21 protein-coding genes are annotated in these 21,373 nt (G+C 40.6%); 9 read left to right on the top strand and 12 right to left on the bottom strand.

The window, feature by feature from the left end; genetic code table 11:
* Positions 1-177: 177 nt before the first annotated feature.
* On the bottom strand, positions 178-1,872 hold the full coding sequence (gene ggt / locus L884_RS0107565; RefSeq protein WP_051435582.1) for a gamma-glutamyltransferase: 1,695 nt from the start codon (positions 1,870-1,872) through the stop codon (positions 178-180).
* Positions 1,873-2,248: 376 nt separating this feature from the next.
* On the opposite strand from ggt, the gene L884_RS0107560 reads away from it, so the two are divergent.
* Positions 2,249-3,487, top strand: a complete 1,239-nt coding sequence (locus L884_RS0107560; RefSeq protein WP_281171836.1) for a GNAT family N-acetyltransferase — start codon at positions 2,249-2,251, stop codon at positions 3,485-3,487.
* A gap of 49 nt (positions 3,488-3,536) precedes the next feature.
* Here the strand turns inward: L884_RS0107560 and L884_RS0107555 are convergent, their stop codons facing one another.
* From L884_RS0107555 to L884_RS0107540, 4 genes are all read right to left on the bottom strand, one after another.
* On the bottom strand, positions 3,537-3,908 hold the full coding sequence (locus L884_RS0107555; protein WP_028766924.1) for a hypothetical protein: 372 nt from the start codon (positions 3,906-3,908) through the stop codon (positions 3,537-3,539).
* A gap of 32 nt (positions 3,909-3,940) precedes the next feature.
* The gene (locus L884_RS0107550) at positions 3,941-4,561 is read right to left on the bottom strand and encodes a LysE family translocator (RefSeq protein ID WP_028766923.1); all 621 of its coding nucleotides are present in this window, start codon (positions 4,559-4,561) and stop codon (positions 3,941-3,943) included.
* 146 nt (positions 4,562-4,707) lie between these two features.
* Positions 4,708-5,748, bottom strand: coding sequence for a 4-hydroxyphenylpyruvate dioxygenase (gene hppD / locus L884_RS0107545; RefSeq protein WP_028766922.1), 1,041 nt, complete (start codon positions 5,746-5,748; stop codon positions 4,708-4,710).
* Positions 5,749-5,821: 73 nt separating this feature from the next.
* Positions 5,822-6,982 carry a homogentisate 1,2-dioxygenase gene (locus L884_RS0107540; RefSeq protein WP_028766921.1) on the bottom strand — a complete coding sequence of 387 codons (1,161 nt, stop codon included), beginning with the start codon at positions 6,980-6,982 and terminating at the stop codon, positions 5,822-5,824.
* A 156-nt stretch (positions 6,983-7,138) separates the two neighbouring features.
* Here L884_RS0107540 and L884_RS0107535 point away from each other — a divergent pair, with 156 nt between their 5' ends.
* Together L884_RS0107535 and L884_RS0107530 are read left to right on the top strand one after the other, a co-directional pair.
* Complete coding sequence (locus L884_RS0107535; protein WP_028766920.1) at positions 7,139-8,053, top strand: LysR family transcriptional regulator; 915 nt, start codon at positions 7,139-7,141, stop codon at positions 8,051-8,053.
* Positions 8,054-8,463: 410 nt separating this feature from the next.
* On the top strand, positions 8,464-8,823 hold the full coding sequence (locus tag L884_RS0107530) for a DUF6508 domain-containing protein (RefSeq protein WP_028766919.1): 360 nt from the start codon (positions 8,464-8,466) through the stop codon (positions 8,821-8,823).
* Between the two features lie 75 nt (positions 8,824-8,898).
* On the opposite strand, the gene L884_RS0107525 is transcribed toward L884_RS0107530, so the two are convergent.
* Both L884_RS0107525 and L884_RS0107520 read right to left on the bottom strand, forming a co-directional pair.
* Complete coding sequence (locus L884_RS0107525) at positions 8,899-9,891, bottom strand: cytochrome-c peroxidase (protein WP_028766918.1); 993 nt, start codon at positions 9,889-9,891, stop codon at positions 8,899-8,901.
* Positions 9,892-10,178: 287 nt separating this feature from the next.
* Positions 10,179-10,409, bottom strand: coding sequence for a PGPGW domain-containing protein (locus tag L884_RS0107520; RefSeq protein ID WP_028766917.1), 231 nt, complete (start codon positions 10,407-10,409; stop codon positions 10,179-10,181).
* A gap of 329 nt (positions 10,410-10,738) precedes the next feature.
* Here L884_RS0107520 and L884_RS21855 point away from each other — a divergent pair, with 329 nt between their 5' ends.
* From L884_RS21855 to L884_RS0107505, 3 genes are all read left to right on the top strand, one after another.
* Positions 10,739-11,434 (top strand): substrate-binding periplasmic protein, encoded by a 696-nt coding sequence (locus L884_RS21855; RefSeq protein WP_037410584.1) that lies wholly within the window; start codon positions 10,739-10,741, stop codon positions 11,432-11,434.
* A gap of 79 nt (positions 11,435-11,513) precedes the next feature.
* On the top strand, positions 11,514-12,509 hold the full coding sequence (locus L884_RS0107510; protein WP_028766916.1) for a M14 family zinc carboxypeptidase: 996 nt from the start codon (positions 11,514-11,516) through the stop codon (positions 12,507-12,509).
* A 36-nt stretch (positions 12,510-12,545) separates the two neighbouring features.
* Positions 12,546-13,508, top strand: a complete 963-nt coding sequence (locus tag L884_RS0107505; protein ID WP_028766915.1) for an alpha/beta hydrolase — start codon at positions 12,546-12,548, stop codon at positions 13,506-13,508.
* 102 nt (positions 13,509-13,610) lie between these two features.
* Here L884_RS0107505 and L884_RS0107500 read toward each other — a convergent pair whose 3' ends face one another.
* Positions 13,611-14,018: a YccF domain-containing protein gene (locus L884_RS0107500; protein ID WP_028766914.1), complete on the bottom strand. Its 408-nt coding sequence runs from the start codon at positions 14,016-14,018 to the stop codon at positions 13,611-13,613.
* Between the two features lie 544 nt (positions 14,019-14,562).
* Between L884_RS0107500 and L884_RS0107495 the strand changes: the two genes are divergently transcribed.
* Positions 14,563-15,501 (top strand): pyridoxal-phosphate dependent enzyme, encoded by a 939-nt coding sequence (locus tag L884_RS0107495; RefSeq protein WP_028766913.1) that lies wholly within the window; start codon positions 14,563-14,565, stop codon positions 15,499-15,501.
* Between the two features lie 208 nt (positions 15,502-15,709).
* Here L884_RS0107495 and L884_RS23020 read toward each other — a convergent pair whose 3' ends face one another.
* The gene (locus tag L884_RS23020) at positions 15,710-15,883 is read right to left on the bottom strand and encodes a hypothetical protein (protein ID WP_156925668.1); all 174 of its coding nucleotides are present in this window, start codon (positions 15,881-15,883) and stop codon (positions 15,710-15,712) included.
* Positions 15,884-16,383: 500 nt separating this feature from the next.
* Here L884_RS23020 and L884_RS0107485 point away from each other — a divergent pair, with 500 nt between their 5' ends.
* Positions 16,384-17,991 carry a mechanosensitive ion channel family protein gene (locus tag L884_RS0107485; RefSeq protein WP_028766912.1) on the top strand — a complete coding sequence of 536 codons (1,608 nt, stop codon included), beginning with the start codon at positions 16,384-16,386 and terminating at the stop codon, positions 17,989-17,991.
* A 73-nt stretch (positions 17,992-18,064) separates the two neighbouring features.
* Here the strand turns inward: L884_RS0107485 and L884_RS0107480 are convergent, their stop codons facing one another.
* The 3 genes from L884_RS0107480 to L884_RS0107470 all read right to left on the bottom strand — a co-directional run bounded on the left by L884_RS0107480 (position 18,065) and on the right by L884_RS0107470 (position 20,135).
* Complete coding sequence (locus L884_RS0107480) at positions 18,065-18,754, bottom strand: ChrR family anti-sigma-E factor (RefSeq protein WP_028766911.1); 690 nt, start codon at positions 18,752-18,754, stop codon at positions 18,065-18,067.
* Positions 18,747-19,319: a sigma-70 family RNA polymerase sigma factor gene (locus tag L884_RS0107475; RefSeq protein WP_425423478.1), complete on the bottom strand. Its 573-nt coding sequence runs from the start codon at positions 19,317-19,319 to the stop codon at positions 18,747-18,749. Before L884_RS0107475 ends, L884_RS0107480 begins: the two co-directional genes overlap by 8 nt.
* A 264-nt stretch (positions 19,320-19,583) precedes the next feature.
* The gene (locus L884_RS0107470) at positions 19,584-20,135 is read right to left on the bottom strand and encodes an LON peptidase substrate-binding domain-containing protein (protein ID WP_028766909.1); all 552 of its coding nucleotides are present in this window, start codon (positions 20,133-20,135) and stop codon (positions 19,584-19,586) included.
* A gap of 277 nt (positions 20,136-20,412) precedes the next feature.
* Here L884_RS0107470 and L884_RS0107465 point away from each other — a divergent pair, with 277 nt between their 5' ends.
* Positions 20,413-21,363: a chemotaxis protein CheV gene (locus tag L884_RS0107465; protein WP_028766908.1), complete on the top strand. Its 951-nt coding sequence runs from the start codon at positions 20,413-20,415 to the stop codon at positions 21,361-21,363.
* Positions 21,364-21,373: the final 10 nt, after the last annotated feature.

Here is a 21,373-nt window from a genome sequence, read left to right as displayed (position 1 = left end):
TTATCGATTGCAGAACATCCTAGATTTTTATGGCTAATAAAACTGTGACTTAGCGTTTGATTTGTGTGTGGGCTAACGTAATTGCTTATATAGTAGCTTGCTTAGTGTTATATAAATAAGCCCTTACTTTATAAGGGCTTTCGTACTATATCTTAGGTGCATTTAGAGCAAATCACTTTAATAGCCCAGTGTTTGACTACCCGCACGGCGGGGGTCGCTAGCACCAAATATTCCTTGCTCGGTCACCATAATTGACTGAGTCGAACCAATCGCATTATTGACTTTAACCTCATGACCTTTTGCTTTAAGCAAGGATTGGGTGTCACGGTTAAGCGTATGTTCGACACGCAATAGATCGGGTAGCCATTGATGATGAATTCTCGGTGCATTGGTCGCTTCGGCAATATTTAAATTATGGTCAATCACGTTCATGATGATCTGCATCGTTGTGGTGATAATTCGTGAGCCGCCAGGACTGCCAGTGATGATATAAGGCTTACCATCTTGCATTACAATTGTTGGGCTCATCGAGCTTAACGGGCGTTTGTGAGCTTCTACCGCATTGGCCTCACCACCAACCAAGCCATAACCGTTTGGCGTGCCTGGTTTAGCTGAAAAGTCATCCATTTCATTATTGAGTAAAATTCCGGTTCCTTTAGCGACAAGCCCTGAGCCGTAACTGAAGTTTAGGGTATAGGTGTTGGATACAGCGTTGCCCCATTTGTCTACCACTGAGTAGTGGGTGGTTTGATTACTCTCATAGGGGGCGATTTTGCCGGGCTTGATTTCACTACTTGGCGTCGCTTTATCAATGGCGATCTGTTTGGCCAGTTGTTTAGCGTAATCTTTGCTAATGAGTGCTTTTACTGGCACATCATAAAAGTCCGGATCACCTAAATATTCACTGCGATCGGCATAGGCACGCTTCATTGCCTCTGTCATTAAGTGCAATGTGGCGGCGGTATTATGCCCAAGCTCATCGATAGGGTAAGTTTCTAGCATATTGAGCATTTCAATAATATGAATGCCGCCAGAAGAGGGCGGCGGCATTGAAACGACTTGATAACCGCGATATTCACCAACCACAGGTTCACGTTCAACGACCTTGTAGTTTTTTAAATCCGCTAAGGTCATATTGCCACCGGCTGCATCAATTGCAGCAACAATTTTTTCTGCTGTTTCACCTTGATAAAAGCCTTTGCTGCCATATTTAGCTATGAGTGATAATGAATGCGCAAGTTCAGGTTGCTTTAAAATTTCACCGGTTTGGTAATTAGTGCCATCGGCTTTATAAAAGATTTCAGCAGAGCTTGGCCACTGTGCAATGCGCCGCTTTAATCCTGAAAGTGATGCTTGTAGATCAGGTGTAACAGCAATACCATTTTGAGCCATATCGATAGCAGCTTGAGTGACCTGTTTCATGGTCATGGTGCCGTATTTCTCTAAGGCCAACTCCATCCCCATTACCGTTCCTGGTACGCCAACTGCTAGGCCATGTTCACGGCTTAATTTTTTTACCGGTTCGCCATCTTCACCGATAAATATGTCACGGTGTGCTGCACTTGGTGCCATTTCTCGATAATCAATCGCAATCGTTTTGTTGGGCTTTGCTAGGTGAACCAGCATAAAACCACCACCGCCGATATTGCCAGCTCTTGGCAAAGTAACCGCGAGGCTAAAACCTACCGCTACTGCAGCATCAACTGCATTACCGCCTTGCTTAAGTATTTCGACTCCCGCTTGAGTTGCAAGTGCTTCTTGGCTAGAAACCATGCCATGCTTTGCCCATACAGGCTGCGCGGTCGCCATATGGCTATAAATTGATGGTTCTTTAGCTTGAACGAATGAGCTGCTCGCAACCGTCAGTGGCATAACCACTGCGACTGCTAAAGCGAGTGACTTAAATGAGTAAGTTTTAAATAATGATTGGCGGTATGCATTAGGTTTGGCAAGCCTAGGTGTAATGGCGCTCATGTAGGGTCCTTGCTATTGTTTGAGGTCAAAATAGTTTCAAGCTAACAGTGGTTATCTTTATTGTTATAATCTGAGGTCAATCACTATATTGTTGTTAATTAAATGGGTAACTAGCCACAGATAAACGCAATGTGACGCTTATTCGCGCTAAATGCAAGCCTCGCTAGGGGCTGTACGGGTTAAATTTTGGCACGGTTAGCCTTAGGTCGAATAAACCTAAAAATTAAATAACAAAAAAATATACCAATAATTGTTAGCTTTTAAGGAAGAGTATTTGACTAAAATGGATAGTAAACAAACAGGGTTAGAGCAACCAAATGAAGAGGGGGTTAAGAAAAACTGTAATCCGACTTATGAGGTTGAACTTGTTGATGCCATCGTAAAAGTTCCCGCTGATAGCTGGAATAACTTAATGGCTGATGACAATCCATTTAATAGTCATCAATATCTATTGGCACTTGAAAGCAGTGATTGTGTTTGCAGCAAAACAGGCTGGACGCCGCTGCACCTGCTAGTTAAAGAGACTGGAGATAAGGCCAATATTGTTGCCGTCATGCCGCTCTATATTAAAGCGCATTCTTACGGTGAGTATGTATTTGATTGGGCATGGGCGGATGCTTATGAACGCCAGCAATTAACCTATTACCCTAAATTGTTATCTGCAATTCCGTTCACTCCCACCGCAGGCAAGCGTTTAGGTATAACAACAGATAAAACTGAGCAAGAAAGGCAACAAATCTACCATCTAGTTGCTGATACGCTTAATCAATGTTTAGTAGAATATGGTTTTTCAAGTTGGCATTGCCTATTTTTGCCTGAAGCTCAGTTTAAGCACTTTTCTCAAACCCAAAGTCTACAGCGAGTTGGTACACAGTTTCATTGGTTTAACCGTAACTATGCTGATTTTGATAGTTTTTTAGCAGCATTAAGTTCCAGAAAGCGTAAAGAAATTAAAAAAGAGCGCGCAAAAGTACGAGCTGCTGATTTACATTTTGAATTTATTGAAGGCGCAGAGATCACCGCTGAGTTATGGTTACAGTTTTTCGCTTGTTACCAGCAAACCTATGCAAAACGCTCCGGTCACTATGGTTATCTCAATTTAGATTTTTTCAAAAGCTTAAGTAGCACATTAGCCGATAACGTCATTTTACTTGTTGTAAGAGACAGTGAAGAGCAGTTTATTGCGTCGGCGCTTTATTTTAAATCTCGTAGCCACTTATATGGACGTTATTGGGGAGCCTTGACTGATGTTGACGGTTTGCATTTTGAGGCATGCTATTACCAAGGTATTGAATACTGCATTAATCATGGTTTACAGGTGTTTGATGCTGGGGCACAGGGGGAGCACAAGGTGTCTCGTGGTTTTGAACCTGTAGCGACTTTTTCCAATCATGAGATCGCTCATCTGGAATTTAGACAAGCGATCCACAGCTTTACGCTACAAGAAGCGAATAATATCAAAATTTATATGCAGCAGCTTAAACAAAAGCTACCGTATAAGTCAGTAGACTAGCAAACAAAAGGTGAGTGTTGCCTCAGCCTTTTGGAGGTTACTCTATATTTTACTGACTTAGCTGTTGTTGGATTGACGCTGAAAGTTTGTAGATCCACTTATTATAATTACGGTGAATATTGCCATTGTTATAATCTAAGTTAGTACTGTCTACGTAATTGATATTGTAAAACTTATCATCATAAGTGATTTTTACGTGGGCTTTGTGGGAACGCACAGTAATATAAGCATCAATGGTATTTTTATCGGCAACGACAGCTGTCCAACCTTTTGCTTTACAGCCTCTAATAATGGCTTGTTCTGTACTTATAGCGCTGTTAGTAACGATAGGTTCATTATTTAAATTGACGATAGCGGTTGACGTACAACCCGATAAGTAAAGTGCGCCAACAAATAGCATTACTAATTTAATTAACTTCATTAAATTCACCTTTTTATATAAATAAGCGCTGATTAACTTAGCGCTAGCCAAATACCCACAAAGATCATTAAGCTGCCAGCGATACGGTTCATCCATTTGATATTATCGCCGCGGCTTAAAAAGATCCGTAAACTTTTACCTCCGGCAGCATACGCCATCATGCTGATTAATTCAGTAAATAAAATAATGCTCACCAGTGCCATAAGTTGCGGCGCCACTTCACGTTGGACATTGATAAACGGTGGTAGCAGCGACACCATAAATGCCCAGCCCTTTGGGTTAGCAATTGCGGTCAAAAAACCTTGGCTGACAAGCTCAATATTACTTACATTCGGTGTTTGTTGGCCTTCAATAATCGCCATTTTACCTTTAGAACGCCACATATTGACGCCAATATAGACTAAGTAGATCCCGCCCAGCCATTTTAGTATTGAGAATACGTCTGGATAGTTGAGCATGACGCTTGCAACGCCCATCACTGCGGCTATTGCAACTAGCGCAACGCCAACCAACTCACCAAGCATCATCCATAAGGTTCTACGAAAACCAATACTCATCCCTAGCGTCATAGCAAGGGTCATGCACATCCCTGGAGTGATAGAAACAAAAAAGAATGTAGGCAAAAAAACCGCAAGTAAGGTGATATCTGGCATGTTGAGAGCTGTGCTTATGTTATATGGCCGCTGAAAGGGGCACAGTGTAGAGAAAAACCTTGTTTGAGGATAGCCGAATAAACATAAAAACCCGCAAAAGCGGGTCTTTAGTATTTGATTGCTACGTAATGAGCTAAACGTTGGGTTTACAGTACACCACGTCGCTGCTGATCACGTTCAATCGATTCAAATAGCGCAGTGAAATTACCTTCACCAAAACCTAAGTTGTTTTTGCGTTGAATGATCTCAATGAAAATTGGACCAAATAGGTTTTTAGTAAAGATCTGCAGCAAATATCCTTCTTCATCACCGTCTACCAAGATCTGGTGGTGCTTGATGCGTTCACGATCTTCAGTCACTTGTGGTAACTTGTCAAAAATGGTGTCGTAATACTCTGGAATGATATCAAGAGTTTGAATTGACGAACCTTCCATCGCATCCAGTGATGCAACAATATCACGACTTCTAAATGCCAAATGCTGAACACCTGGGCCATCATATTCACGTAAATACTCGTCAATCTGATTTTTATCGTTGCCTTTGCCTTCGTTAATCGGGATGCAGAAGCTACCATCTGGTGAACGCAGGGCGTATGAGATAAGCGCTGTTTGTGTGCCTTTAATGTCAAAGTAGCGCACTTCAGTAAAGCCAAAGATATCTTTATAAAAGTTTGACCAATACTCCATAGTGCCTTTGTAGACATTGTTGGTTAAATGGTCGACTTCCATAAAGCCTTTTTCTTGAGTGATGATCTGTTCTTCTAAATCTTCAAAATCGGTTGCATAGATATTATCGGTTTCGCCAAACGTATCGATAAAGTAAATTAGGCTATCACCAATACCGTAAATGGCCGGGTAAGGCAGATCTTTTACGTCGTCGTCCGCTGGCTTAGCGCCACGAGCAACAGCCCCTTCAAATGCAAACTGTGCGTCTTCTACACGCCAGCCCATAGAGCAGATTGCTGGGCCATGGCTTTTAGCAAATTCCGCTGAAAACCCTTTGCGCTCAGTATTTAATAAGAAATTAATATCGTTTTGCTTGTAGTACAAAATTTCTTTAGATTTTGATTTTTTTAGCAATGAAAAACCGAAATCAATAAATACCTGATGCATATAATCTTGTTCAGGTGTAGCAAACTCAGTAAATTCAATACCAAGTAAGCCTAGTGGGTTTTGTTCGCTTGCCATTGTTATATCCTCTGTCAATTTGATCCTACTAACCAGTCATTCTGCGATGACCTGATCCTGAAATTAAAAGCGATTAGTCTTCAATCCAAGAGCGGTTGTAGTCGTTACTCATGCAATGCTTTACATGTTCGGTCAGCTGCAATGGTGCGAAGGTATCGACCATCACTGCATATTCATAGGTTTCAGTTTTACCGATTGAGGCTTCAGTTCGCCCTGGTTGTGGCCCGTGAGGTACACCTTTTTGATGTAAAGTCATGTAGCCTGCTTCAATGCCGGTACGGCTCATAAAGTCGCCATCAACGTAATACAAGACTTCATCACTATCGATATTGTTATGGCAGTAAGGCGCAGGTATAGACTCTGGGTGGAAGTCATAAGGGCGTGGCACAAAGTTACAAATAACAAAGTTGTGCGCGGTAAAGACCAGATGATCCGATGGTGGCAAGTGGATTTTACCCACCTTAGGGGCATATTCTTGGATGTTAAATGCCCATGGGTAAACACAGCCATCCCAGCCAACTAAATCAAAAGGGTGCCATTCAAGTAACGTTTGTTGGTATTTATCACCAAACTTACATACTAGTGGAAACTCGCCTTGTTCGACAATTGCGTCTTGTAGTTCCGGAGTTCGAATATCACGCTCACAATAAGGCGCAGACTCAAGCATTTGGCCATATTCGTTACGGAAATGCTTAGGCACTTCAACCATGCTAGCAGACTCAATTACAAATAACCGAACATCACTGTAGTCATCGAATTTGAGCTGATAAGTTGTGCCGCGGGGAATGATTAAGTAATCCCATTTGTTAACTGCTAATGCCCCGTATTCGCTATAAAGTGTGCCTTGTCCTTCATGTACAAATAGTACTTCATCGGCATAGGCGTTACGGTAGAATTCTGATGTATCTTCAGTGACTTTTGCTGTGTACATGGCAACGTCATTATTAAAGAAAATCTTATTGCGACTATTAAAAAAGTTACCGTTACTATCTGCCTTTTTAGTATCAAGTTTGTAGTTCTGTACTAAAGAGTCTTGCCAGACTTCGCCATTTGACAGGCTATAAGGGCTGACATCTAGCGCTTTAGTCGGCATGTTATGGTGATACTTATTAGAATAAATATTGGAAAATCCGTGAGTTGAAAATAACTCTTCGCGATAGAGCTCACCATTGTCTTTTTTAAATGTGATATGTCGCTTTGTCGGAATACTTCCTTGCTTCACATAAAATGGCATATTCGCTTTCCTTGGTACTTTTAAGTACGCGTAATTCAATGTAAATGTGATCTAGATTCAATTTAGTTGCTTAAATAAACAAAAAAAAGAATAATAATTGCTATGACTCCATCTAATTTTTTGATGGTAATCTCTGCTTTACGTTAAGGATGTGTGATGCGGATAGATGTAGATGCATTTAAAGTACTGCAAGTTTTAGTTGAAGAGGGCAGTTTTGCCAAGGCTGCAGAGCGATTGCACAAAGCGCAGTCAGCGGTGAGCTACCAAGTTAAAAAACTTGAGCAACACTTAGGTGTAAACCTTTTTTGTCGCGATCAGTATCGGGCAGAGTTGACTCCTGAAGGTAAAGTCATCTTGGCTGAAGGGCAGAGGTTACTGCAATACCTTGCAAACATAGAACATTTAGCCAGCAAGTTTGGTGATGGTTGGGAGCCCAAACTTGAATTGGTGATTGATGATGCGTTGCCTATGAAGCCAATTATGCGCGCGTTAAAACGACTAACAGAGCTAGAAATTCCCACTAAGGTTCAACTTAATATGGAGTTTTTGGGCGGTGTTCAGGAAAGATTTGAACGTGATAATGCAGATTTAATGCTAGTCAAAGATTACCGAACTGGACCAAGTTACCGGCCGCAAGCGCTGCCGGAGATCACAAGTGTACTGGTAGTTGCAGCTACTCATCCCTTAGCTACTGCAACCGAGTTAAGTTTATTTGAACTTCAACAGCATGTTGAATTAACAATTGAAGATTCATCAGTTAATAAGCATTATCGTGATGAAATGCAATTTGGTGGTGATAAGGTATTTTACCTGTCAGGCTTTGTAATGAAGAAAAATGCTCTGCTGATGGGGTTAGGGTTTGGCTGGATGCCTGACTTTTTGATTGAGTCTGAGTTGGCAAGTGGTGAGTTAGTTGAAGTCGATTTTACCGGCGGCAGTCGCTACAGCTTTACGCCGCAGTTAGTTTCAACAATGGAGCGCCCATTAGGGCGAGCAGGGCAACTATTTACAGATTTAATTATTGAAGAATTTGCTGCCGAGTTAAAAGCTAAGCAAGCACTCGCCGAATAAATCGAGTTCTTTTACTGAATAGGCAGGGGATTGCAATCGCAATTTGCATCGATAAATGCAAGGTTGCTGCTTTATCTTATTGGTTAAAATGTACTGTATCTGTCGTTATTTTATTGCCAAACATTTCACTCCATCTATTTAAATTTGTTTTCTCCTACCGCATTTGCTTCGATAACGAAGTAAAAAACTTTGACTTGCCAATTAAAATAAGAGTTATTTTTCAAGGGGATAATTATTTTTCTCCATGAATCATTGCGCAATATGTTACAACTTTAATCGTTAAGTTTATGTTCAGTTTACCTTTATTAGACTAGGACCAATCAAATTTTGGTACGTGCTATGCAAATAGTTAATTTAACTCGCAACTTGCAAAGTTAACTCGTAAGTATTGAAGTCAGCGGAGGTTCAACATGAACAAATTAATTGCTAACGGTTACTCTAGTCAGTTATACGCTAACTATGCGGCTGACTTAAAATTGGCTAATCATCAAGTGTCTGATCTTCGCTTACAAGAGTTTGTTGTTGATATTGAGCAGTGTGGTTTGATGTTAACGCAATTCAACTGGGATGATTGGTATCAAAATAGTCATTTGATAGAGCGACCGGAATATATAGCTGACGCTAGTTTATATGAATGTCGCTTATTACTGACTGCAATGGCGAGAATTGATCGTTTTAGTCCAGGTATATTGTCTAACATGCGGCGTAAAGGTGTACTCATAGCCATTGTAGAGCGCTTGCAAGCCTTGCATTACAGAAAGGTTGGTTAACTTCCTTCGAAACCTGTCAAAAGCAAAATAAAAGAGCTGCATAATTGCAGCTCTTTTTAGTAATGGATATTTGCTTTATTTATCGAATGGAACAGGACGAGGCGTGTTCTTGTTCGATGGCGGCAAAATTGGTAACACGATTTGCGGTTGTTCACCAGTCAATGAGTTTAAGAAGGCTACCATCTCTTTCACTTCTTTATCAGTTAGTTTTTGTCCTAACTGAATATCAGCCATAGTATTCACAGCTTCTTCAAGTTCCCAAACGCTACCATCGTGGAAGTACGGATAGGTAAGTTCAATATTACGCAGTGTTGGTACTTTAAATACAAACTTATCGGCTTCTTTACCGGTCACTGCTTTTCGACCTTCCGCAGGGTTATTGGTGTGGAATGGTTTAACAAGACCCATCTTCATATACATGGTGCCACCAACAGCTGGACCATTATGGCAACTTACACAACCTTTATCTTTAAATAGCTGATAACCCGCTTTGGCTTGATCAGAGATAGCTGACTTGTCACCTTGTAGGTAAAGATCAAATGGTGCATTTGGTGTCACTAAGGTTTTTTCAAATTCAGCAATAGCGTCAGTGATCATATCAATGTTGATATCTTTTGAATTATACACTTGAGCAAAACGTGCTTGATAAGCAGGCATTGAACGCACCGTGTCTACAGCAAGATCATGAGTAAAGCCCATCTCTTTTGGATTAGCAATTGGGCCTGCTGCTTGTTCTTTCAGATCTTTGGCACGACCATCCCAGAATTGAGCTAAACCGTACTCAGCGTTAAGCACTGTCGGTGAGTTAATTGGACCTTGTTGCCAATTATGACCGATAGACGTAGGTAGTGCGTCTACACCACCGGTTGAAATGTTGTGGCAAGAGTTACAAGAAATAAAGCCTGATTTCGACAGTCTTGGCTCGAAAAATAGCATCTTACCAAGCTCTACTTTTTCAGGATTAGTAATAACGGCCGCAGGAATGATTTCGATCGGTTCGTTAGACGCGTTCGCACCAATTGATAGGGTAGAAAGTAGCGCAATGGAGATTACATTAAGCTTATTCATAATAGCCTCAACTAAACATTACATTTTATAGGGTTAAATCAATAAGCAGATAATAATGAGGATTCTAAAAATAAGATAACGCTTTGTTTCGATTAGGACTATCGTGGATTTGGATTAATTAATTGCGAGCTGTGTCGCAGACTTTATACCTAATGGTAGGTAGGGTGACATGAGTATTCGGTAATTGAGTTTGTTATCGACGATTTATCCGATAAAAAAGCGATTGAGCGCTAAAGTCAGTTGTCGAGTTTCGAGACTTTTGGCTTCAATTCAGAAATGCTGAATCGCTATTTACCGCTTAAGCGGCGTAATAAAAGCTTCCTATCTAACCAACGTGCAGTTTTACTTAAATATGCTTGGCTTTTCTTTAACCAGCGACGTGCCCACGTATACTCTAGGCTTAGAATTGCTAAACCAATAGGTAATAATAACCATGCCGGCCCGGGCAGAATAATCAGTGCAGCTCCAGCTAGAGTGAGAAGGCCACCTACTATGGTGATTAACGCTTTTTTGATCATGATATTACTCCTGCCAAAGTTAGTTTATCTTTTATTGAAGCTGAGCTTTAAGCCATTGTAGATAATCCAAGCTGGATCACGAGGTATTAATTGTAACAACTATTTATCCAGTTGGAATTAACCACTGTATAAAGCCAATATTTTGGCGTTATTACAAGGTTTGACTAAAATCTTTGATAGGATTTATCTAAGGCTTGTTGGGTAATATGAATTTAAATCAAAGCGATTTCAGCGGAAAAACAAAGGTTAAGTTGGCTGACGCTTGGTATAACCCAGCGTGTTTACTGGTTTCTATTCGAACAAGGAAAGCGATTTTAGGCTTATTTCTTATGCTTCCTAGCTGTTTTGCTAGCGCAGAGACTTTATATTTAACCTCATTGCATTGGCCACCATTCGCAAGCGAGCAACTTAAGCAACAGGGAGCATGTATTGCTATGGCTAAAGCAGCACTAAAGGCTGTTGGTCATACGCTTGAAGTTGATTTTTATCCTTGGAGCAGAGCGGTAAGAATGGCTTCACGCAATGACGCTAAATACCTGGGGTATCTTCCTGAATACAGTTACCCTACTGACAAATTTGTATTCTCAGAACCTATGGCGTATAGCGGGCTTGGGCTGGTAGAGCGTAAATCTCATCCAATAAGTTGGGTAAATATAAAAGATTTAAATCAGTATACACTCGGCGTTGTGCAAGACTACGTTAATACCGAAGAGCTGGATGCGATGATAAAGCAGGGGAGTCAGCCTGTTGAGGTGGTTGCTTCAGATCTTCATAATATTAATAAGGTTTTGACAGGTCGAATTGATGCGGCCATTATCGATGAAAATGTATTAAAGTATATTTTGTCTCAGCCAGATCTGCAGACGGTAAAGCATAAACTGCAACTTAATAAGAAGTTATTAACTAACCAAGGGCTATATATTGCCTTTAAAAATAATCAGCAAGGTCATGTGTGGCGTGAACGCTTTAATCAAGGGTTAACTCAAATTAATGTGCAAGCGATATTAGCTGAACATGTAGATTAATTTTGTCACTTTTTTGTCCCAAATATGCCGTAATCTTAAGCTATCCTCAAATTTCCATTTGATGATCTGTTGATGATTAATGAATAGTGACTCCTTCGAGTTAGATAGGTTAAACCATCTTATCGCTTGTTATCCGCAACTACGTTCGCAAACTCTTGCTGAGGTTGAATATAAGGGAAACTTGTATCCGCTTATTCGAGCCGAACTGGGTAGCAGTGAGCCTTCAGTGCCGACAGTGGTGTTTGTTGGTGGTGTTCATGGGGTTGAAAGAATAGGTTGTCAGGTTCAACTCGCATTTATGGCAAGTTTATTAGCTCGACTTGAATGGGATAGCTCATTACAGCTGTTACTATCAAAGGTGCGCCTCTCCTTTGTACCAGTAGTAAACCCTGTTGGCTTACTGAGAGGTACTCGATGCAATGGGCAAGGGGTAGATTTAATGCGTAACGCCCCCATTACTTCGACAGATAAAGTGGCCTTGTTAGTTGGTGGACACAGGCTATCGGCCAAATTACCTTGGTATCGTGGAAAATTTGCAATGGAGCGTGAAACTAAAGCCTTGATTGATTATGTGAGTTCACTGCTTACAACTAGCTCTAGTGTTATTGTGCTTGATGCACATTCTGGATTTGGTTTATCGGATCACCTTTGGTTTCCTTTTGCTTACCGACAAACTGCTATGGAGCAAGTAGGGCGTGTTTACCGACTAAAACAACTTTTTGAGGCTAGCTTTCCCCATCATAATCACTACCGCTTTTCTCCTCAGAGCCTGATTTACCAGACCCACGGTGATATTTGGGATTATGTGACTTCAAAGCAACATACGACACCTTTTATAGCACTCACTTTAGAGATGGGCTCATGGAGTTGGGTAAAGAAAAATCCTCGCCAACTTTTTAATTTTGCTGGTCTATTTAACCCACAAAAACCGCATCGCTATCATCGCACACTACGTAAACACACCGTGTTTATGCAGTTTTTAGTGGATTTAGCTGCAAGCCGTACTTTAGAAAACCTAACGGATAAACAGTTAAGTAAATTAGATAGGCTTGCCAATCAGCTATGGTATGAATAGTAAACGCATCTGCGAGAAATTGAGTGTGAGGGGCTTATGGCTGCAATAGTGATGTACCGTGGTTTAATGCGCGACAAACGTCATTGGGAAGGTTTTCAGGATCACTTACAAAATAAGCTCAGTGGACGTCATCAAGTATACGCCTTTGATACTTTAGGTAATGGGGAGCTTAATAAAGAGGAAAGCCCGTTGCAAATAGGGGGGTATCTACCGACATTGGCAGAGCAACTGTCACAAATTGAACAGAAGCAGATCTACCTCTTAGGTTTATCTATGGGAGGGATGCTGATCCTTGAGTTAGCGGCTTGGTTACAACTTGGTAAAAATGATATTGACCTACAGGTTGCAAAAGGACAAGGGTCGTCTTTTCAGGCTGATAAGCTTAAATTGACCCAAGATAAAGCTAAAGTGTTAGCCTTGCTAGCAGATAAACAGTTTTGTGGTATAGCAGTCATTAACGCCAGCGCTGCAAACTTATCACCTTGGTATGCAAGGTTTCAGCTTAAGCAGCTTTTAACAGCATTTTCTCAGCGTTTAAAAGGTCACTATGTTGCTCATCAGCCGAAGGCGATAGCCCAAGTGGAAAACAGTGGCATAATGGAAAATGCCCACGAGGATCGCTTAAAGGGTACAAAACAGCAGGCAATAAAGCCTTTAAATACCATAGAGGCAACTGTGTTAGCAGTCACCTCAACCAAGTACCGACAAAGCGGTGAGCTTATTGCTCGCTGGAGTGAATATCGTAAAGCCTATAGCACATGTCTGCGAAATGGCATCAGACAGCTCATTGCTTGTAATCGGTTTAACGCCCAAGCAATTAATTTACCGTTAACCGTATTGAATGGCTTAGATGATAAGTTAGTCAACCCCAGTTGTAGTATGGCTTTAGCGTCATACTATAATGCGCCTCTGCAAACCTTTGAACAGGCCGGGCATGATCTGAGCTTGGATAGTGCAGAAGCACTAGCTGAAATGTTGATTAACCTGTGGCAATTATGAAAAAGAAACTGGTTTACCCTATGCGTAAGTCAGATAAATTTAAAAAGTTCAGCGATAAAAAATAGCCCCATCAGGGGCTAAATTTTTTAATTTATATTAAGTTTATGCTCTCGCGACAACCGTTTGGCCAATTGGGGTTAAGCTTAGAACCGCAAGTTTTAAATGCTGCACCGCAAAAGGTATACCGATAATGGTTATTGCACAGGCAAACGCATGGGCAATATGACCGATGGCTAACCAAACGCCAAATAACAAAAACCAAATAATATTACCGACTAAACCAAAGCTTCCTGTGCCAATATCCTCGTTGCCAGTCAGGGTTCTTCGGTTTACAGAGTCTTGACCAAAAGGCCAAAATGCCATTTCGCCAATCACAAAACAAGCTCGACCAAATGGGATCCCTATGATGCTAATAAAGCAGAGTAGCCCAGCTAACCACCATGCTAACCCCATTACAAAACCACCAAGAATAAACCAAGCAATATTAAATATTAAACGTAGCACTGCCATTTAAGGCTCCTTATTCAATCGCTCCTGAGTTGAGCTTAATTCTAAACAAGCGATTTTCGTGCCAAGTTAGAAATGGCTGATTTCTGGGTTATACAGCCATTTTTTATGCTCTCTATTTGCAACAAGATAAATGCCGGTAGCAAATTTGACTAATTATTAGCAATTTTACTCAAATCATTACAAATAAAAATGGTAGCGCATTAGCTTCATAAATAGCGGGCTTTTAACCTAGACTGAAGCATTGGTGATTTTATGGTTAGTCATACAATATCAATGACTATCACTCGTTAAAGTTGAGCCTAATTTTATGGCGATTGGTATTAGCGAAACCAGCTTAAGAGAGCGGATAATGACAAGTTCTTTGGTTTTGCTCACATCTTGCTGATTTCGGTTATTGGGTTATCGGTTTACAATATATTGATTCAATGTGCAGTTTTGCATTTAACACGACAACTGTTAACACTCACAGCGCTAAGAGCAAGGGCAATGATGTCATTATGCTGTAGTTGATGAAGTACTAACAATCGATCAAGTGAGCCCACAAGTGTTTGCCGATACCCCAATAGACAGTATTGTATTTAATGAGCAGCAAGTTTTTGTTAAGCGTGATGATTTACTGAGTAAAGAGTTTTCCGGTAATAAAGCACGTAAATTTGCCTATTTTTTAGAAAATGATTTTCCGGGAAAAACGGGTCTAGTTGGACACGGCTCTCCGGTAGCCAACTCTTTATATTCAATGTCGGCACTAGCAAAGTTAAAAGGTGTTAGCTTAGATTTTTATGTCGACCATATTGCTGAGCAGGTATTGCAATCGACTACGGGCAACTATGCTGAATCTATAGCTAATGGCGCTAATGTGATTGATGTTTCTAAATGCGAAGATCGTGATGATTTAAGTGTCATTGATTACATTCAACAAAAAGTATTGCCAGACAATGAGCACTTGTTGTTTGTGCCTGAAGGGGGACGTTGTGAATACGCAAGATTTGGCGTACATAAATTAGCGCAAGAGATCATTGATTGGTCACAACAACAATCATTACCTGTGGTGCAAGTGTTTCTACCCTCTGGCACAGGCACAACCGCAGTATTTTTAAGCGAATATTTAACTTTACACAGTGATAATATCAAAGTCTTTACCTGCGCTTGTGTTGGTGGTAACGATTATCTGCAACTACAGTTTGATGAGTTGCTTGCTGACAGAAGTTTGCATCCAACCATTGTTGATTTAGGCAAAAAATATCATTTCGGTAAGCTATATAAGTCATTCTATGACATGTACAACCAACTCTTAGCTAGCGGCATTGAGTTTGAATTATTGTACGATCCATTAGGCTGGATGTGTGTTGAAAAGTTAATTCAGCAAAACGCGATGATGCCAAATAACAGCAGTAGTTCAGCAGCGACAATTCTCTATATTCACCAAGGTGGCTTGTTGGGAAATGAAACTATGCTGCCACGCTATCAGCGAAAGTATGGTTAAGCTAACAGGTTTAATGAGCTTGTTGGGGGAAGTTTAAATTCCATTTGGTTAGGCTTGGTACCGTATAAAGGTGAAGCCTAACTCAAATGAATGTGACTAAATAGCTGAGTAGATGTGTCAGTCCTATTCGTTTGCCTATGAGGGCAAACTTTCGATACGAGTGAGAGGAGGTGTATCGAAGAGTCAGTAACGTGTTATTTGTTCTAGCTTATTTATTACTAGAGATTAACCATTTCATAAAATTTAGCGCTTCAATACGCTTAGAAAAGGTCTGTTTGTTTTTACCTTGGCTATCGGTAAATGCAATTGAGGTCTTGTTGACTGAAATTGAATCTACTGGAAAGTTTACGGTAATTTCTTGTCCATTTACTAGGTATGACATATGGCCACACTCCTTCTATATTAAGCTATCTAAATTAGATAGTGTCTTTTAACAATAAGATATCCTTAGCATTTTTGCGAAAGATGAATTTTAAGTTCTAGTTGAGACTACTCATCTTTTGTTGCCGTTACAAGTAGCTTGTATTAAATAATGTATGCAAATATGTTTGCTATGTCGCAAAAATAATACAAATATCAACTGCTATGCAGTAAAGCATAGACATGTGACAGTAGCATGACTGGCAGAAAGATGATTTTCCTGTTGAGATAACGCTTATGTGGGGATCAAACGACGAATCGTGGATTTTACAAAAAGGCGGTGACTTCTATCTAAAAGGGTCTATCTTAAAAACTGGGCGAATTATATCCAAATTCAGAGAGTAGTCAAGCTAATACTTTCTTAAACCTATTTCTACTTTATTTTTGTTAACAACAAGTTAAAGCTTGCTAGAATGAAACTAATCGCAGGAACGCAATTATGTATTTAAGTATGGAGCTTTTATGCTACGAATAATTCTAGTGCTTATTGGTTTTTTTTGTTTGCCGATTGCATTTTGGGCAAACGGTACCAGTGCACTTTCAGTTGCACAAAATTCGCAACAAACTGATAAGCAGGCCAATGTCGTGGTGAAAGATGAGACTTATGCTTATAAAGATAGTCTTTTCAGAGATACACCTAGAGGATCTTTAGCTGGGTTATTTGAAGCGGCGTTTGAACACGACTATCAAAAGGCCGCTAAATATTTAGATCTACGTTATCTACCTGATGATATGGATGCTGAATTTGGGCCAAAATATGCGAAACAGCTCATCGCGATTATTGAACGTAATATCTGGGTTAACTTGCAAGAGATTAATGATACACCTGATGGTTTGCAGGGGGATCTACTCCCTAGTTATCGTGATGCATTTGGCCGAGTAGAAGTAAAAGGCAGCGAAATAACATTACTATTGCAAAAAGTGCCAAATAAACAGCTCGGCTCTATTTGGAAAGTATCTAACGCAACAGTTGCAAAAGTCCCACTGCTATACAGCGAGTTGGGTTACGGTCCAGTTGTTGAGTGGTTTGTAAAACACATTCCTGAAGGGCATCTTTTTAAGTTAAACCTGTGGGAATGGGCGTTACTGGTATGCTATTTCTTATTGGCGATGTTAGTTGTGATCCCAATAACTTGGATAGCGAAAAAGCTCATTTTGCGTGGTGACTATCAATATAAAGACGATGTCGCTCATCTTGTTGTCGGCCCTTTTCGCTTTCTTGTAGCATTGTTGCTGGTAAGAGCATGGATGGCACATACAACGCTATCTGCCAATGTCATTGCAGTGGTTAACACAGGTGCATTACTGGTTATTGCCGTTGTCTGGTTTATATGGTCGTTCACCGATGTCATTCAAAATAGTTTACGTTTGCGCTGGATAAATCAAGGTAATAGCCAAAGTGCGTCATTACTTAGGCCGCTGGCTAACTTTATTAGAGTTATTCTAGTGGCGTTGACAGTGCTGATTTGGTTAGAGCATTTAGGCTTTAATGCATCGACCATTTTAGCAGGGCTTGGGATTGGAGGGATTGCAGTTGCACTAGCATCAAAGCAGTCGATTGAAAACTTCATCGGTACACTTACTCTCTATTCATCAGCACCAATTAAGGTTGGTAATGTGGGGCGTTTTGGCAGCATTACCGGTACTGTAGAGGAGATTGGTTTACGCTGTACACGTATTCGCACCATAGATCGTAGCGTCATTAATGTGCCCAATGCACGTTTATCTGAAATGGACATTGAAAATATCTCAGAGCGGGAAAAAATTCGTCTTAAAACGGATATTAGGCTCGATTATCAAACGACTACAGAACAAATTCACGCCATTATTGCAGACATTAGAGCGCTGCTTGAGCAACATGAAAAAGTTGAAGAGTCCCCCTTAAGAGTCACATTTAAAGGGTTTGGCTTGTATGGACTGCAGCTTAATGTTTTCGCGTATATCGGCACCACTGATTTCGCTGAGTTTCAGTTGGTTTCCGAAGAGTTGCATTTTGGCATAATGAATGTTGTAACCAAACATGGTTCGAGGATTGTGCCTGTGGTACCAGTTGCTGCCGCGCAGTCGTAATTTAAGCTGATATTATCTAAAAATAACAAAGGCCGCATGTGCGGCCTTTTGCTAATGAATAGCAGGTCCGATATTAGTAAATTAGCTCACCAATAGGGTTTAAGATTTTACTAATGCCTTTAGTAAAGTGCAGCGGCGCATCGACGACGGTATAACATAGGCAGCCATTGATGGTTTTTGGCGAATGCTGGTGGTTTGCATCGAGTTCAATGAAGTCACCCGGCACATACTGACTAAATTCATCTTCAAAATTACCTTCTAGTAATAAGGTTATTTCTCGGCCTGTATGGCTGTGCTCAGGGATCTCTCCATCTGCATCTATATGTAATAAGCTAGCGCGGCTATTGTTTTCGTCAGCATTCAAACGCATTCTGCTTATCTTGCCGAAACCACTCCAGTTATGATTTACCTGATTAGTCAAAGCTCGCGGTAGTGCATACTGAGTGCCCTTTACCTCAACGATCGTACGCTGAGACTCAGTTGCCTCGACAGGGGCTAGTTGCGTGATCTGCTTAAGCATGTCGCTGAAATCAATATTAGCTATGCTAAGATTACCAAGCGTTGCGACGTTCTCAGTTTGAATATCATCATTAGACTGTTCGCCTAGATGTTGCTCGGCTTGCGCTGCAGTGTATTGCTTGAGCTTATCACGACAAACAGAGCATAGCTCACAATGCGCAGATACAGCGGTAGCTAAGCCTAAATGTAGCTGTCCATTTGCGTGCTGTTTAAGCATTTCGTCCTTTGGATGGAATTTAATCATAATGTTTCTCCAAAATGCTTCTAAGTTTTACAAGACCTAACCTAAGTCGAGATTTAATCGTACCTAAAGGGACGCTGAGTTTGGTTGATAATTCTTGTTGGCTTAGTTCCTGTAAATAGATCCCTTTAACAACTTGCCGCTGTAATGGTGGCAGCGCATCTACGTGCTTAAGCATTTTCGCTGTGAGTATGTGATCTTCTTGCTCTTCAGCTTGTGGCGACTCAAAGACTGGCCAAATGTCATCACCAAATGTGTCTTCTTTATTGTGCTGTACTTTGCGCAACATGTCGAAACAACGGTTGCGCATAATGGTAAATACCCAGGTAGTGACCGAGCCTTTGTCCGCGTCAAACAGATGTGCTTTGGTCCAAACCGTTGTCATGGTCTCTTGCACCAGATCCATGGCTAAGCCTTGGCTTGAGAGCTTCTGATTACCAAAATTTAAAATTTTAGGCGCAAAATAGCTAAAAAGCTCAGCGTAGGCTTGCTTATCACGTTGGTTCGCAACCTTGACTAGTTGTTCTTTTAACTCTGTTAAAAGCTGAGTTGATTTTGAGTCATCCATAGTTTGCTTATTTTGCCTGACATAAGCTTTATCATAACGACTTTGGTGACTTTGTGATTGAATATTTTGCATTATTCTCACTCTGTTTCCTAAAGTGTGGGCACTGCACGTTAGATTTAATAGGACTTTACGATAAAGAGATTGAATTGGATCAATTTAACTTACTATTTTTTTGGTAGGTAAATTTTGCTGTTCTAAGTCTGCGACAAGGCTCGCCGCTGACATTTATGAATGTACTGCCTTGAAAGTATATGTTGAGGCGAGCTACTTGAGCACGTCATTAAGCATGGCAAGGGTTGGTATAGGATCTTTAGCTGACATACAGTGCTGCTTTTCACTTGGACTGATTGGCAAGATCTCAATCCAACGCTGACATACCCAAGAAAGATCCATGAAGTTATCGAGCTTATATTGGCTGATATGCTCTGGGTACTCCTTTAAAAGATCTTGCAATATTTGAGTGTATTTTTGTTGGTGCGCTTCAATAGGTAATGTTTGCCACGCGGGGAGCGCGGAAACGTTACCGCGTTTTAGGCCGTCTTTCTCTATAGTGTATGTGCCGAGTTCAAACCTATCGATACCGACGATGGTGATCCCTAGAAGGCCATCGTCTAGGGTTTCAAAGTCGATAATGTTGCAACGTGTACCTATAGGAAGCAGGGTCTTATTGTCTTCGTCTAACATACATGCACCGAAGCCTAGACCATTTTTTAATGATTCCTTCACTAAGCGCTGGTACCTAGGCTCAAAGATCCGTAATTTGGAATAACCGTTTGGTAAGATACACATTTGTAGTGGAAACAAGGGTAAATTCATAATGCTCTACTGTTATTCATATGCTAAGACTATTTACGTGAACGAGTGATATGACGATCATCTTTTTCAATAATTTTTTATCGCCATACAGCAAATGGGATTTGTTGTAAGTAAAAGGCTTATACGTAGAATTAAACTGATGTTTTGTGCGTTAGGTACATGATTTATGAGCCAAAAAGCTATACTCTATGCTGAGAATAATTAAGATGCTAAATATCAAATAGTCGTTATTTGATATGTTATAGCTGTTACTAGGATTTCAATACGAGGGAACACAATGACTCAAATGTTAGCAAGTGTTGACCAGCGAACCCAACTCGTTGGTGAGAATAGACTCGAGTTATTGTTGTTTCGGATAAGTGTTAGCCAGCTTTTTGCGATTAATGTTTTTAAAGTGAAAGAAGTCGTAAAAGTTCCTCCACTCAGTGCTATGCCCGGCAGTCACAGTAGCATTATTGGGGTGGCTAATTTACGTGGCCAGTCTATTCCTGTGATTGATCTTCGTAAGGCAATTGGCTTTAGACCGTCAACCATCCATCCAGAAAGTAATCTTATCGTGACTGAATACAATCGTTCTGTTCAAGGTTTTTTAGTAGATAAGGTTGAGCATATTGTAAACCTAACTTGGGGGGATATCATGCCGCCGCCTAAGACGGTAGGTCGCGATAATTACTTAACGGCTATTACTCGTATTGAATACCAAGATAAACAGGAATTAGTGTCGATCATTGATGTTGAAAAAGTCTTAGCCGAAATTATTCATTACGATATCCGTTTATCTGAAGGTGTGTTAGATGAGCAATTACTGCCGCATATGCATGGTCGTAAAGTGCTTATTGCTGATGACTCTGCGACGGCGAGAAGGCAAGTTCGTGAAACACTAGAACAGCTTGGATTAGAAGTTATTGAGGTGTCAGATGGTTTGTTAGCCTTAAATCAGCTAAAACGATGGTGTGATGAAGGCAAAGTGATAACCGATCATATTTTAATGTTGATAACCGATGCAGAAATGCCTGAAATGGATGGCTATAAGCTTACCTATGAAGTCCGTAACGATAAGCGCATGCAAGATCTGTTTATCACGCTTAATACATCGTTAAGTGGTAGCTTTAATAACGCAATGGTTGAAAAGGTGGGCTGTAACCGTTTTATCTCAAAATTCCAACCAGACTTATTAGTGGAAGTTGTTCAAGAGCGACTTAAACAGATACTAATGGCGCAAGCTTAACGAGCAGTTT

This window comes from Shewanella fidelis ATCC BAA-318 (assembly GCF_000518605.1).
Taxonomy (GTDB): Bacteria; Pseudomonadota; Gammaproteobacteria; order Enterobacterales; family Shewanellaceae; genus Shewanella; species Shewanella fidelis.
Note: the sequence above shows the minus strand (reverse complement) of the source record. Positions and strands in the feature narration are given on the sequence as shown.